At 56.5% G+C, this 13,001-nt stretch carries 10 protein-coding genes; 7 read left to right on the top strand and 3 right to left on the bottom strand.

What is annotated here, in order from left to right:
* Positions 1–94 precede the first annotated feature (94 nt).
* On the top strand, positions 95–1,003 hold the full coding sequence (locus tag AB4851_RS08435) for a LysR family transcriptional regulator (protein ID WP_414446803.1): 909 nt from the start codon (positions 95–97) through the stop codon (positions 1,001–1,003).
* Positions 1,004–1,019: 16 nt separating this feature from the next.
* Here AB4851_RS08435 and AB4851_RS08430 read toward each other — a convergent pair whose 3' ends face one another.
* Both AB4851_RS08430 and AB4851_RS08425 read right to left on the bottom strand, forming a co-directional pair.
* Entirely contained in the window at positions 1,020–1,424 is a 405-nt protein-coding gene (locus AB4851_RS08430) for an SDR family NAD(P)-dependent oxidoreductase (RefSeq protein WP_414446802.1), read from the bottom strand.
* A gap of 867 nt (positions 1,425–2,291) precedes the next feature.
* Positions 2,292–3,245 (bottom strand): hypothetical protein, encoded by a 954-nt coding sequence (locus tag AB4851_RS08425; RefSeq protein ID WP_414446801.1) that lies wholly within the window; start codon positions 3,243–3,245, stop codon positions 2,292–2,294.
* 889 nt (positions 3,246–4,134) lie between these two features.
* On the opposite strand from AB4851_RS08425, the gene AB4851_RS08420 reads away from it, so the two are divergent.
* The 3 genes from AB4851_RS08420 to AB4851_RS08410 all read left to right on the top strand — a co-directional run bounded on the left by AB4851_RS08420 (position 4,135) and on the right by AB4851_RS08410 (position 9,065).
* Entirely contained in the window at positions 4,135–6,003 is a 1,869-nt protein-coding gene (locus tag AB4851_RS08420; RefSeq protein ID WP_414446800.1) for a S8 family serine peptidase, read from the top strand.
* A gap of 1,119 nt (positions 6,004–7,122) precedes the next feature.
* The gene (locus AB4851_RS08415) at positions 7,123–7,644 is read left to right on the top strand and encodes a gamma-glutamylcyclotransferase family protein (RefSeq protein ID WP_414446799.1); all 522 of its coding nucleotides are present in this window, start codon (positions 7,123–7,125) and stop codon (positions 7,642–7,644) included.
* Positions 7,641–9,065 (top strand): competence protein CoiA family protein, encoded by a 1,425-nt coding sequence (locus tag AB4851_RS08410; RefSeq protein ID WP_414446798.1) that lies wholly within the window; start codon positions 7,641–7,643, stop codon positions 9,063–9,065. Before AB4851_RS08415 ends, AB4851_RS08410 begins: the two co-directional genes overlap by 4 nt.
* A 182-nt stretch (positions 9,066–9,247) precedes the next feature.
* On the opposite strand, the gene AB4851_RS08405 is transcribed toward AB4851_RS08410, so the two are convergent.
* On the bottom strand, positions 9,248–9,709 hold the full coding sequence (locus AB4851_RS08405) for a hypothetical protein (protein ID WP_414446797.1): 462 nt from the start codon (positions 9,707–9,709) through the stop codon (positions 9,248–9,250).
* A 566-nt stretch (positions 9,710–10,275) separates the two neighbouring features.
* Here AB4851_RS08405 and AB4851_RS08400 point away from each other — a divergent pair.
* The 3 genes from AB4851_RS08400 to AB4851_RS08390 all read left to right on the top strand — a co-directional run bounded on the left by AB4851_RS08400 (position 10,276) and on the right by AB4851_RS08390 (position 12,987).
* The gene (locus AB4851_RS08400) at positions 10,276–10,830 is read left to right on the top strand and encodes a hypothetical protein (RefSeq protein ID WP_414446796.1); all 555 of its coding nucleotides are present in this window, start codon (positions 10,276–10,278) and stop codon (positions 10,828–10,830) included.
* Positions 10,831–11,274: 444 nt separating this feature from the next.
* Positions 11,275–11,871: a DUF1837 domain-containing protein gene (locus AB4851_RS08395; protein ID WP_414446795.1), complete on the top strand. Its 597-nt coding sequence runs from the start codon at positions 11,275–11,277 to the stop codon at positions 11,869–11,871.
* A protein-coding gene (locus AB4851_RS08390; RefSeq protein WP_414446794.1) for an IS3 family transposase occupies positions 11,846–12,987 on the top strand; the annotation gives its coding sequence in 2 pieces (ribosomal slippage) (positions 11,846–12,092 and positions 12,092–12,987; 1,143 coding nt in all). The genes AB4851_RS08395 and AB4851_RS08390 overlap by 26 nt, the downstream gene beginning before the upstream one ends.
* Positions 12,988–13,001: the final 14 nt, after the last annotated feature.

The raw sequence follows: 13,001 nt of genomic DNA, 5'->3' as shown, positions 1-13,001 counted from the left end.
AGCGGCGCGCCGCACATGGCGGAAGACGCATGGCTTGCAGCAATAACCTGCACGTGACGCCATGTCTCGAACGCGTGCGTGCTAGCATCCGCGCATGCCCGATTCCGACCTCAACCTGCTCGTCGCGCTCGATGCCCTGCTCGCCGAAGGCAGCGTGGCCGGCGCCGCGCGGCGGCTCGGCCTCAGCGATTCGGCGATGAGCCGCACGCTGGCGCGGCTGCGCGCGGCCACCGGCGATCCACTGCTGGTGCGCGCCGGGCGCGGCATGGTGCCGACCCCGCATGCGCAGGCGATCCGCGAGCGCACGCGCGCGGCGCTGCACGAGACGCTGGCGGTGCTGCGGCCGGCCGGCGCCGATCTCGATCTGGCCACGCTGCGCCAGACCTTGACGATCCGCGCCAACGAGGGCTTCGTGGAAGCGTTCGGCGCGCAGTTGATCGCGGCCGTCACCGCCGACGCGCCGCACGTGTTCCTGCGCTTCGCCGCCAAGCCGGCCAAGAGCGCGGCGCCGCTGCGCGAAGGCACGGTGGATCTCGAAATCGGCGTGCTCGGCGAGATGGGGCCGGAGGTGCGCATCCAGGCGCTGTTCCGCGACCGCTTCGTCGGCGTGGTGCGGCGCGGCCATCCGCTCGAACGCGAGCGACGCGTCAGCGCCCGGCGCTACGTGGCGTTCGGCCATGTGGTGGCCGCGCGCAAGGACAACCCGCGCGGCCCGGTGGACACCGCGCTGGCCGCACTCGGGCTGGAGCGCACCATCGCCGCGGCCGTGCCGGGCTTTCCGGCCGCGCTGGCCGTGGCCCGCCACTCGGACCTGATCGCGCTGGTGCCGGCCTCGTTCTTCGACGCGCAGGCCGGCGACAGCGCCCACGCGTTCGCATTGCCGATGGACACTGGCGTGATCACCGTCTCGCAGATGTGGCACCCGCGCCTGGACACCGATCCCGTCCACCGCTGGCTGCGGCAGCGCGTGCTCGCCGTGTGCCGCAGCCGATCGGCGGACTGATGCCCCGAAGTACCGCTTACCAGGGAATCGTCTGGTTTTCCCAGCGCGTGAACGTGCCGGTCGGCGCATCCGGCCCCTGCAGGGCCACCCGCACCGCCTCGCGCGCGCCTTCCTCCAACGTTTCGGTACCCGAATAATTGTTGAGATTGGTGCGCGTATAACCCGGCGACACCGCGTTGACCTTGATCCCTTCCGGCTCCAGTTCGAGCGCCATCGCCAGCGTGATGGCGTTGAGCGCCGTCTTCGAGGCCGGATACACGGGGCCGAAGATCGCGCGATACGGGAACGCCGGATCGGAGTTGGTGGTCAGCGAGCCGACGCCGCTCGACACGTTGACGATGCGCGCCGCCGGAGCCAGCCGCAGCAGCGGCAGCATCGCCTGATACACGGCCAGCACGCCGAACACGTTGGTGTCCCACACCGCGCGCATCTCGTCGATCGAGACGTTGTGGCATCTTCGATTAGTTTCACTTAAAGGGGGCTAAAAAGTTTCACTTAAGCCTGGACCTACTTCCCGCAAACCCAACGTGGGCGCGGCTTAAGTGAAACTAATCGAAATTTCCCGGAGAGGTTTTTCCCGAGCGGCGGCGCTGGGAAATAGCCTTCCTCATGCGCAGACTTTCGATGTTCACTCGGAGCAGTCAATCAAGCTCACTTCGCAGGCCAACCGATTGGCGGCCATCGGCTGTTGAAAGGGGAATCAGACAAAGAGCATGACGGACGCGTCGGCAGTACGTTGGCTCGAGGAGCTGCATCGCGTCATGTAGCGACTAGGACAGCGGTGGTACGCCGTACGCACGGTACTCCGCAGGCACAATCAAATACACCATCGGCCGCTTGAGAACAGCCGTCACCATCCCCTGCGCCTCAAGCCTCTTCGAGGTCACGCGAATCCCATGCGTGTGGTCCTTGCGCCCCGTTATGCTCGTGAACACATCCACGTCGAATATGTACCGCGCGCGCCCCTACAGCTCGACCAAGGCTTCTTCAGCTGTTTTCCGAGAGGCAACTTCGGTCACTTCTTTCCTCCCAGAGCACGTATCGGATTGAGTTTAGAGAGAAAAAAATCCTGCAGGCAGGCCAGTCAAAAGCCTTGGAAGTCGGACCCAGCGCGACATTTTTCTTCGTAAACTGATGTTTATCATCATTTAGCAAGGAAAAAAGTTTCAATGTTGCCGGCTGGATGGGCCCCCCGTCGAAGTCATCCTGATAGAGTGAAACTACAAGCTCATCCCGCACCCGCAGCGCCCACCTATCCGTGGGGTGGTGCCCCAGGCGACATCGCCTTCTAAACGGCGATGTGGTTCGGCTGAGTGATAGTCATCTCGCAAATTCCTGCTGCGTCGTTGAATACAAATTGTCCGTATGCCGACCACGAGACCGAGCGAGGCGCGGCACCGGCGACCGCACCTGCAGCCTCATCTAGCGTTGCAATCATGCGGCCTTGCATCCGATTGACTGGGTTTGCTCTATCGCACAGGACAAGCACTTGAGAGACGACGGGAGGCAGAGCTGCATCTGGGTTGGGGAACGTGTCGTGAGATGTCAACACGAACCCATGCGGCACGATTGCAACGTCAGCCCGCCCGTAGTAGATGAAGCTCCCTTTCCAAGGGAGCTTCGTCGTTTTATGGAAGGCGCTGTTGTAGTTCAGCGCTGTCCCGTAGAGATTCAGCGGCACGCCTTTGAGCACGTCGAACATAGCTTTCATCTGCGGCCCCGGTGGGAGAGGTGCGATTTTCGGGAGCTTTTTTATCGCTCTCATCGCCTCTTTCCGGGCATCCATCAACGTCGTAAGCAGGCTGGTTGTGTATTGGTTCGGGATAGTCGCTGTGGCACTGAGACCATTGACTCGCCGCTTTATCTCCGTGCTACTGGCGACACCGGCCGGTTGCGCCTGTGTTGCCGCGTTCGCTTGCTTCGGAGGCTTAGGGTCGACCAACTTTTCGGGGAGGTCTACCTTAAAGATATGGGCCTGGGGCTGCGCTGCTGTTATTCCATATCGGGAGAAACCTGTTCCTCCATATGGACAGTCGGGAGCGTGAGCGGAAGTTTGTGACGCGAGGGTAAAGTACGCACGCTTTACGAATTTATCGCCATACACGGCAGCAGGGGTCACCGCAACGTCACAGAACGCACAGACCCACCAAGCGAATTTCGGCGTCGCGTTCCGGACAAAGTCATCTCTCAGCGCATGGGCAGTCCACTCGTCGCCCAAGTTGTTTCTTGCAAGTTCGCTCATTTAGTCGCGTCCATGGTCTCATCGCCGAATCGAAAGCACACAAGACATCTTTCGTCTGACCATTTATCACAGCGACAAATGGTCTCTTTTTGATATACCAATGGTCACGCGGTCCGCCCTGTGCACCAAGGTCTCAGACGCGCAGTTAGCTCGGTTGTCCTGGGTACGGATTGCGGACTTCGAGGTAGTCCGCGGCTGCAATCCTTACTTGGGATGGACATTCAGCCAAGCATTGTCGATGGCACTCGCCTCGACCTGGATACCGCATTTCTGCCCCTCGTTCGTCTTGTTTCGCTGGAAAAGTACCCCTTGCGTTGCGGGGCAGCGGTCATTCCGCGCTGGAGGGGTCTGATGTTGTTCCTGGGGGCTGCGCAGGCGGGACACCGCTCGCTGCGCCCTCGAGGCTGCCTTGCTCGACTCTGCACGCGAGACACGCTGCGGGGTTGAGCCAACGGATATCCGCGGGTGTAGCGCCGCGTTCAGACGGATTTGCCTCGCTGGGAAGGGATGCTCGAGGGAGGGATGTAGCGCGGGGCGGCCTTCGACCTGGATACTGCTTTTCGGTTGGTAGCCGCTCGTCCTGGTTGCCGCTTTTCGTCCCGCGGAGCGTTCCACCTGGTTGCCGCTTTTCAGCCGGCTGAGCATACCCCCGTTGCATCTTCTGCCAAGTCAAGGCTGGTACGCGAATCATCCATTAAAATGTATGCGATGTATTATCTAGGTTTGCTGGAAGTCAAGTAGGCAAGCGGCGAGGTAGGTGACAGCGCTCTGGGCCGACCGCGGGGAGAAAGCTGAGATTTCGATAGAGGAAAGCATCGGAAGTTCACGCTCGCCCGGCTGCGCTACTGCCAAGCTATCGCTAGCCCTAATCAACGAAATCAGGCCAAAAATGACCAAAGTATCAAAAAGTGTTCGTGCGGCAATCAATAAAAAAAACTCTTTTCAAGAGAAAACCAAAAAGATAGCGCATTCCAAAATTTTGCACTATGGATATCCCCGCGAAAAACGTCGCGTGAAATTACTTGACACATTCGGAATTGAAATAGGTCTCAATTTACCAAACATCATCTATCCCCACTCAACAACTGCCTCGCCAGAATCAAACCCACCACTGATACTGAAACAAGGAGACCTCCTTAAAACAATCAATCACAGCACCATCACACAACCACTACCTCAAATCAAAAACATCGCAATTATAGAGCATCCCGAGCGCCGCAACACAGTACATAACAAAACAAAATACGAAATCAAAATTACTCCATCGCCGGGAATTTACAGGATTCCCCGCGAAATTCAATACGCTCCCGGGTTAGATTTATTTGTAGAAAATTCAATCACCCTATCCGAAAGAGCTCGTGAGCTTAGCCAAAATTTAATTGTGAGCATAACCACTCAGACCACGAGTGGGCGGTTACTATCAGATGCTGTGGGCCCGGACGAGCTGAATACAAGCAACGTTGACCAATACCGACTCGCTCCGGATATGGCAGAAAAAACCGCCGAGCTTCTCCGACAAAAGGGCTTCGATGTCATCGCGATGACTGAGTTCGCGTTGTTCGTCCAGGCGTCACCTGCCAAGGTTGCCTCGCTTATCGCTAAACCACTTTTTCTTCACGCCAGCTCCGACTCCAGCTGGGCTCGTGGATTTAACGGAGGTTCGTCGAACTTTGCTCCTCCTAAGCCAGACCAGCTATTCATTGCACCAGAGGATGGTCCTGTCGTCAGAATTTCGGATTCGGATTTGAACATCCAAGAAGTCTTTTTCCACTTCCCGACAGAATATTTTCATACCTCGACACCATCAGCATCACCTCCCGCCGTAAGTTATTTTAACATTGGCGAGAATGAAATTCGGAATGCCTTAAATGTTCCAACCACCTTCGCAGGAAATGGAATAAAGGTTGCCGTGGTTGACAGCGGCTTCCATAAACACCCATTCTACAAAAATCTGAAATATTATCCTACAGCGACGAGTCTCGAAAAAAAACCCACGGAGGACCTCGATGGGCACGGCACTGCAATCACGTCAAATGTTTTCGCAGTCGCTCCCAAGGTTGAGGTTTACGGTTTCCCGAGGCGAAACCCGCCCTCCCTATCTTTCTCGGAAGCAGCAACGTCGGGCGCAGACATAATCAGCTGTTCTTGGGGAATGAAGGGCAATTTAATCGATACTTTGCTGATGGCATCGATTTTATCCGCAATAAACAATGGGAAAATCGTCCTATTTGCAGCAGGCAACGGCCATCGCGGATGGCCCGGCTCCATGGATGAGGTTCTGTCAATCGGCGGCGTCTACCAAGACGCAAACGGAAACCTTACCGCAAGCGATTTTGCAAGCGGATACGCGGCGACTTCCACTCGCACTGTCCCAGACTTCTGTGGCTTGTGCGGAATGAAGCCGAAAGGAATCTACATCATGATGCCGACCCAGCCTCTGAGTGCCATGGACATCGCAAATCAGAATCTGAAATTCCCAGATGGCGACGAAACGGGAGCTGGGTCTGGATGGGTAGGTGCAAGCGGCACCAGCAGTGCCACCCCAATGATAGCTGGCGTCGTTGCTTTATTGCTTGAAAAAGCGAAATCTTTGAATAAAACGCTGACACAGAACGATGTGAGAAAGATTTTGTCACAGTCTGCACAACCGGTTTCTGTCGGAAAAAGTGCAATGGGACATCAGGCAACATCAGCTGTTCCGAACTTGGCTGTCGGATACGGCCTTGTGGATGCCACGGCTGCCTTAGCTCTCGTTTGACAATCGCAGACTGGCGGCAAGGAGTCTATACTTACACAACGTACTGCACCGTAGGAGTGCATAAATGCGAGTTATAGCGACAGTTACACCGCCTTATCCGTCAGACCAATTGCCGCCATCGCAAAGCGAGAGCAAGTTGAGCATTCTTGCCGTCGCTTTGCGCGACGCTGGATTTGAGGTTATTGCGACTAGCGAGTTTGGTGTCGTTGTGCGAGCGAAGCAAGAGATATTTCAAAAGGTTTTTGGAGTTCGTCCACGCGCATCGGAATCATTTTCTTGCGAGGTCCGCTCTAACATACCATCGTTGAAAAACAAGGCAGGCAGAGTTGAGGTCTCGGGCGGAGCAATTGATTTTATGTAATTTCCGAAAACAACAACTCTCTCATCGCGGAGTGGTGGGAGAGTTGTTTGAAAATTTGCCTACAACGACTCTCAGATGCCTGGAGTAGTGCTAAAGTCGAAAAGTAGTCGACCAGAGGACTTTTGACTTTCGTATAAATTGCCGACCTTCCATTCGATTGACCGGCTCTCCGATGGTCCTTTTTAGGACTTCTTTCGGTTGCCGAACAGTCTACGATTCGAACCTCATTAGGATAGTGACGGCACTGCCGCCCTAGGAGGCGCCATGCACGATTCGGTTGGAAGCGGACTACTGGATAGTGTGCAGTGCCTCACCTTCCGCGGTGAAGCTACCGGAAGACGCTGGATGCTGTTTCTCGTGAGTTCCTGCGCTTGACCGCTGAGGACTAAGAAAAGCCCCATCAGTAGACCCGGCGCGGTGTTGACACGCATTGTCGCCACATCCCGGCCCACATTGCGGTCGTCATGGCCTCCTCCAGCGGCTATACAGTTGCTCTGGCGCCGTTGGATATTAGAGTAGAGGCAAAGCCCGGCATAATAATAGCTCCGAATTCAGGGTAAGGCGCGCCGCTCGCCAAGCTGGGGAAAGCGCATTTCAACAGGTGCCCATCACCCAACTAGATGTACGCGGCTAAGCAGCGCGAGCCCTCTTGCCGCGTCGATAGTGCGCAGGCGAGTCAGAAATCTAAGGAGTTTCGCGTCTCTCTGCTAGGATGATTCAATCGCTATCCATGGGTACAAACAACAAGGAGAGAGGCCGTGCCCGAACAAAATGAATTCCTCTACTTCGCATACGGCTCCAACATGAGCGCGAGACGCTTGGCTACACGCACGCCGAGCGCTCGTATGCAGACCATCGGCTCGTTGTCGGGCCACCGGCTCACGTTCGACAAAGTCAGCAGGGACACTTCTGGGAAATGCGATTGCGAATACACAGGGAACGACGAGGACCGGGTTTTTGGCGTTCTCTACACCATCGCCTACGCAGACCGACCTGCGCTCGATAAGGCTGAAGGGCTGGGCAACGGATACGACGCCTGTGAGGTCACGGTGGAAACCCAAGCCGGCCGCATTCTGGCGTGCTCCTATCGAGCGACCGACAAAGACGCCGCCTTGAAGCCATTTGAGTGGTACAAGCATCACGTTCTCGCCGGCGCTCGAGAAGCCGGGCTGCCGGATGATTATGTGGCGACGCTCGATATGGTCGAGGCAATCGTTGACCCTAACCCTGCTCAAACGGAAAAGGAGATGCTCGTTTATCGTCAGGTTCCCGCGACGTGAAGATACCGTTCGCAGTCGATAGCAGCGGGCGAATCATTGACATCCAAGACGTGCCACCGCCGGCGCCGGGCTCCTTCAAATGTGCCGTATGCAAAAGGGAAGTCATTCGAAAGCAAGGCGAGAAGCGCATCTGGCATTTCGCTCACAAAGTCGCCACTGACTGCACTGGAACCTCAGAGACCGCGTTGCATAAGCTCGCGAAGCAGACACTCGTAGAAAGCAGCCTGCTCCACGTGCCAGCCGCGATTTGCACACTCGATGACGAACCGGGCCTAGGAAGCATCACTCTCCGTGATGCGAAAACCCTGCGCTGGGACGAGCCCGGCGAGGCCGAGGTCACCGTTGCCACCATCCGTCCTGACTTCCGGGGCGTCTGCAACGGTGAGACTATCTTTGTTGAGGTGACGGTCACACACAAGCCTGAAAAACCGAAGCTCGAAGTGCTTCGCCGCCTGCAGGTTCCCACCTTGGAAATTGACTTGTCCTCGGCCGCTCGCGATGCGACTGCACACGAAATTCGTAATCTGGTCCTCGGCGCTTCCGAGCGAAAACGCTGGGTGTTCTACCCTGGGCAGGTCGAAGCCATCGAGGAACTCAATAGGATGCAACGCCAACGCGATTTGGAAGCCTATGACGAGCTAGTGCGGGAAGAACAGGAAGAGCGAAGGCTCAACTTTGCGAGAACAGAGGCACACGCGGACGAACTGGCCGAAATCTTCAAGCGGACCGAGCGAATCCATGCGACGTTTCGAGCGCTGCCTCCCCGTCAAAAACTGGAATTCCTTGAGGACGAGCTTGGAAAGCCAGCCATATTCTGGCCAGCAATCCTTGGGCAGTCCGTGCGCGGCGCCGATGCAATCCGGGTCCCGTCTTGCATCTGGCAAGCTGATGTGTTTGGGGAATACATCCTCGGGCGTAAATCCAGGGGGGCGCTCGCGTTGGTCAAACTCGAAGAAATCGCTGATTGGTTGCACGAGCGATACGAGATTCCCGCGGCTAAATCACGGTCGGTGCGCGTCGCGCTCTGGCACTTCCTTTCCGGACTTGAGCGCGCAGACTATTTGAGCAAACTCAATGGACAGCAATTCAAAGTCCTTCGAGACCGCTTGGGTGACGAATCGAGCATCCCTACACTGGAGGAAAAAGCGCGCATCCAAGAGGAGGCTTTGCGTGGCTGCCAATGGTCTTCCAGAAAACCTGATATAGGGAAATTCAGGCAAACCGTAAGAGACATGGGAATCTTCATCAGTCCAGGCGTGGAGAGAGACATTCTGCTCGAGCTTCAAGAGCAAGCCACCTGTTGGAGATATATCCCAGAAAGCTACGCGAAGCTTACCGCGTGGAGAATAGAATTGCCGGTTGAACTGGCAGTTGACCTACTCACTAGCGCTGGCGTCTTCGTGAGGCACCCGGTTCAGTAGCCGGAGCGTGCTAGAGAGGCATCCAGCACGCCCCTTCTACGTTCGCTTCCACTCTTTTCCAGCGACGAACTCATCCCGCATATCGATGCCACTGCCGGCGAGGCCAACTCCGAAGGAGGTCACGCCACAGATGACACCATCAGACGAACAGCAGTCGCCACCTGCACGGCAGGCGCCCCGCCTCAATCGGCAGCCTGTCCCAACGTCTCATTGATACGGTCAATCTCCGCGTCGATGGCCAGTTCGCACGAGTCGTCATCCCCTGGAATATAGCGTTCACGAGCAACTGCGAGCGGCAATACGACCACACTCGGCCAGCCGAACTGGTCTGCCGTGATGTCGGCGAGAAACGGAACGCCCATCGCCGTGACGCCCTCGACCCAATAGTGCCCGTGCCACGCGCCCGTGACATCACGGGCACCACCATCATTTAGGCCGTCTCCGCCTCGAATAACCGTTTCGCTGTCGGCGAATTTGTCTAGCGCGCGTTGAAGCAAGATTGAAGCGTGCAAGCACGTCCCTGTCGTACCCGGGATGCGGCTGGCGGACAGCACCGTCTCGAAGCTTCTCCGTATGCGCATCGATACTGCCTTGACGGTCTCAAGTTCAGTTGACGCATTCGATACATCAGTGGCTCCGCTCATCGCTTTTCGGCCATGCACTGTCTACGCTCTATTTTGAGACGGAATGCGCGACCAGCTTCCCGTATTCGCTTAGCTGCTCCACGCGGTGTGTCAGAGACTTGAGTCCAGTCATGGTGCCACCACGCAATGACCATCGCAGCGTCACTCAACGAGCGGGCAGCGACCGCGCTCCACCACTCATGGCCCTCTCCGTCACATGCACGTGGGTCAATCGCATTCCGATAGATGGCCTTAGCGTTCTCGAGCTCAATTTCCATCTAATCCTCTCTCTCGTCGAGGTTTCGTCCCGAAAAATTCGACGCGCTGCGCGACGGGCACATGTCATTGATGCTTCAGATTCTACAAGGCGCAGAAGTCCTAGGGCTGCAACGGACGGCTTCGCCTCCCGACCTTCATCACTGTCCCCCACGCGCGATGACTTGTTCTTGCCGCCTGTGTGCACATCGCAAGATGTGCGCTACGTATACTCGTCGAGGCACCCAAGGCTCATATTGATATGACTGGATGCCTAAAGTTTGCGCAAGGGAGGTCGAAGTAACGCTTATCACCATCCCACGGAGCTGGTCATGGCCAAACGTAGCATCCTCGCTCGAGTGCGCAGCATCTTCAGTCATCTTCAGGTGAGGCCGCTAGTGGTAGGCCACTTCCTCGGTGGAATTGGACTTGGTATCGCCGTGATGACGCTCCCACCAACGATTCTCGACTTTTCTTGGCAAGCTCGCGCGTTGAGCCTGGTTGTGAAGTTCTCAACAATCTTGGAATTCGCCGGCATCGCCGTCTTGGCCGGCGCCGCTGCGAAGTGGGCTCCGTGGGCACGAAGAAACTTGCCAGTCCAGCAATTCGCTCTATCTGCCGCGCAAGGTGTCTGCACACTATCTATGAACGCGGCTTCTTTTCTACTTGGCCTCAGCTGCGTCATCGCCTTCTCTCATGACGGTCACGCACTGTCGGTGATGCTCAACGCAGCTATCTGGTTCGTGGCTCTCAGACAGTTTGTACTCGAGCAAGCATCCGGAAAACCTCGTACACGGGTTGTGGCAGCGTGCGTCGGCTGGATGGCGGGCGTCACGTTTCAAGCGAACATCGCACATGCTGTCGCAGTCGCGGCCCATCACATTTGACTCTATGTGATGCCTCGGTAGCTACCGGTCTCGGCCCTTCTTTATCGTGAAAATTGGTACATCGCCAAGCCTGCAGTGTGAACTAGTGCCAGTGAGGCTGGCGACGGGCTGGCACTTGCTTAGCTAGCCAAGCTAAGCAAAGCCATCGCTGAACGTTATACGAGTCTGTCCGACTCGCTGTTCAATCTCAGGCACCACACAAGGTGATGGCCGACCGACTCTGTCTGGTCGGCCACCGCTAGATAGCATCCTATTACAACTTCACTCTGACAATTCCTGCAAAAACGCGAATCACATATGGGATACTATTTCCCAGTAAACATGAGCGCTCAGTCCTTAGGGCTGGTCAAACTTTCCTACAGCGAGGCACTTCGCTAACGCTGCCGGCAGCCCTGAGACATTCGACTTCGATGTTTCCCACGTGCCAGCGGTTGTCGGTGCTTCTTGAAGAAGAACCGCAACATGCCGGGCCAATTCTTTCATGTAATCGTAGACGACGTAACGCGCGAACCGAGTCTTACCGGAATCTGCGCGGGTTACGAGGAAGGCAAGTGGCGGTTGACGCAGCTTGTTAAGCTTGTCTTTCGAGCACTCCCTGAGTTCTGCTTGCGTTACTCCGAGCTACAGGGGCTCAACGGTGACAACGCGATGGAACTGATAGCGACTGCTGCCAAGCGTGTCTATCAGACCGAGAAGTTTCAGAGCCGTGGCGAATTTGGAGAACTATTCCTCCACGTCATTTTGAAAGAGCTGTTCCGAACGCTCCCGGCAATCTCGAAAATCTACTTCAAGGACTCCGTCAACAATACGGTTAAGGGCTTTGACGCCGTGCACGTCATCCCGACGGAAACCGGTTTGCAGCTGTGGCTCGGCGAGGTGAAGTTCTACGAAAGTATTGCACCTGCAATCACAGATGTTTGCGGCGAGTTGGACCGACATTTTAAACGGGAGTTGGACTGGCCAGCCTTTCGTAGACATCTTCGAGCCATAATTTATGGCAACCGAGGAGGTCAGCATGAGCGGCAAGCGGTACACGGATGAGTTCAAGATCGAAGCAGTCAAGCAAGTTACCGAGCGCGGTCACTCGGTGGCGGATGTCGCCCAGCGGCTGGGCATTACGACGCACAGCCTCTATGCTTGGCGGGCGAAATTCGATAAGCCGGATGTTGTGCGGCAGGCGGAATTGGACCAGAACACCGAGGTGCGTAGGCTGAAGGCCGAACTCAAGCGGGTAACCGAGGAGCGCGACATTCTAAAAAAGGCCGCCGCGTACTTTGCAAAGGGATAACGGCAAAGTACGCATTCATTCGGGCCCATATCAACGAGCATTGCCTGCGTACGATGTGCGGTGTTCTCAACGTTCATCGCAGCGGTTATTACGCCTGGCGGCGTCAGTCGGGTAGTGAGCGCCAGCGCGAGGACGACCGGCTCCTCGGTCTGATCAAGCATCATTGGCTGACCAGCGGCGGCGTCTACGGTTACCGCAAAATCACGGTGGATTTGCGAGAATCGGGCGAGACGTGTAGTCGTCATCGCGTGTTTCGGTTAATGCGCGAAGAAGGGTTGCGCGCCGAAGTCGGCTACGGCAGCAAGCCTCGTTATCGTGGGGGCCCGGTTGGTGTGGTGGACAATGTATTGAATCGGGAGTTTGCCCCCGACGCGCCGAACAGAGTCTGGGTAACCGACATCACGTACATCCGAACTTACGAAGGCTGGCTGTATTTGGCGGCGGTCATGGATCTGTACTCGCGTCAGATCGTTGGCTGGGCCACGCGATCAACGATGGCCACTGATCTGGTGTTGCAAGCCCTGTTGGCCGCAGTCTGGAAGCGCAAACCGGGGCCCGGTGTCATGGTGCATTCGGATCAGGGCAGTCAGTTCACCAGCGATGACTGGCAGTCATTCTTGAGGGCTCACCATATGGTCCCGAGCATGAGTCGTCGCGGAAATTGCCACGATAACGCCGTTGCCGAAAGCTTTTTCAGCGCATTGAAGAAGGAGCGGGTCAAGCGGCGCATCTACCCGAACAGGACAGCAGCTTTCTCGGACGTGTTCGATTACATTGAGATGTTCTACAACCCGATTCGCCGGCATGGTTCCGCCGGCGACCTGTCACCTGTAGAGTTTGAGCGGCGCTACGCGCTAAACGGCTTGTGAGTGTCTATGAAACT

Source organism: Burkholderia sp. 22PA0099, assembly GCF_047497165.1.
Classification (GTDB): Bacteria; Pseudomonadota; Gammaproteobacteria; order Burkholderiales; family Burkholderiaceae; genus Burkholderia.
Note: the sequence above shows the minus strand (reverse complement) of the source record. Positions and strands in the feature narration are given on the sequence as shown.

Excerpts from the sequence above, each read along its gene's own strand:
- AB4851_RS08435 (WP_414446803.1), top strand. The coding sequence starts at position 95 with ATGCCCGATTCCGACCTCAACCTGCTCGTCGCGCTCGATGCCCTGCTC.
- AB4851_RS08425 (WP_414446801.1), bottom strand. The coding sequence starts at position 3,245 with ATGAGCGAACTTGCAAGAAACAACTTGGGCGACGAGTGGACTGCCCAT.
- AB4851_RS08400 (WP_414446796.1), top strand. The coding sequence starts at position 10,276 with ATGGCCAAACGTAGCATCCTCGCTCGAGTGCGCAGCATCTTCAGTCAT.
- AB4851_RS08405 (WP_414446797.1), bottom strand. The coding sequence starts at position 9,709 with ATGAGCGGAGCCACTGATGTATCGAATGCGTCAACTGAACTTGAGACC.
- AB4851_RS08420 (WP_414446800.1), top strand. The coding sequence starts at position 4,135 with ATGACCAAAGTATCAAAAAGTGTTCGTGCGGCAATCAATAAAAAAAAC.